This window comes from Streptomyces sp. AC627_RSS907, assembly GCF_019049165.1.
On the sequence record NZ_JAGMUE010000810.1, the window covers coordinates 1 to 651 of the forward strand.

General features: G+C 74.8%; 1 protein-coding gene. It reads right to left on the bottom strand.

The genetic code is table 11. The annotated features are described in order from the left end of the window. A partial coding sequence (locus KUM32_RS38760; protein WP_217146485.1) for an ABC transporter permease occupies positions 1–508 on the bottom strand: 508 nt, incomplete at its 3' end. Positions 509–651 lie beyond the last annotated feature (143 nt).

Genomic DNA, 651 nt, shown 5'->3' on the forward strand with positions numbered 1-651 from the left:
GGCCCAGGTTGCAGACGAGGTTGACCACGCCGGTGGTCTGCGTGCTCAGCCGGTAGCCGTTGCCGAGGCCCAGCAGCGTGAAGGGCGCGCTGCCCAGCCAGAGCAGGCCGAGGAGGGCACCCCACTGCCAGGGGGCCAGGGCCACGTGGTTGACGAGCCGGCCGGCCAGCAGCACCGCCACGATGGCGGGCAGCACGATGACCGAACCGGTGAGGGCCCGGGCGGCGACGACGCGGGAGGGCGCGAGCGGGGTGAGCCGCAACTGCCGCAGCCAGCCGAGCGAACGGTCCTCGGCGAGCCCCGTACCCACGCTGAGCGCGGAACCGAGCGCCCCGTACGCGGCCATGCCGACCATCAGCGACACCATGGTCTCCGGCCGCTGACCGCCGCCGTCCAGAACCAGGTTGGAGAAGAGCAGGTACATCGCCACCGGCATGCCGATGCCGAAGATGACGAAACCGGCGTCGCGGAGCGTGCGGCGTACTTCGAGCCGCAGGTAGGCGATCACCGGGCCACCGCCTCCGCCGCGCCCCGCCCCGCCGCATCCCGTCCGGCCGCGCCGTCTCCCGCCGCGCCGTCTCCCGCCGCGCCGTCTTCCGTCGCACCGTCTTCCGCCGCACCGCGCGCCGTCGCGGGCGCGGCGGTCAGGGC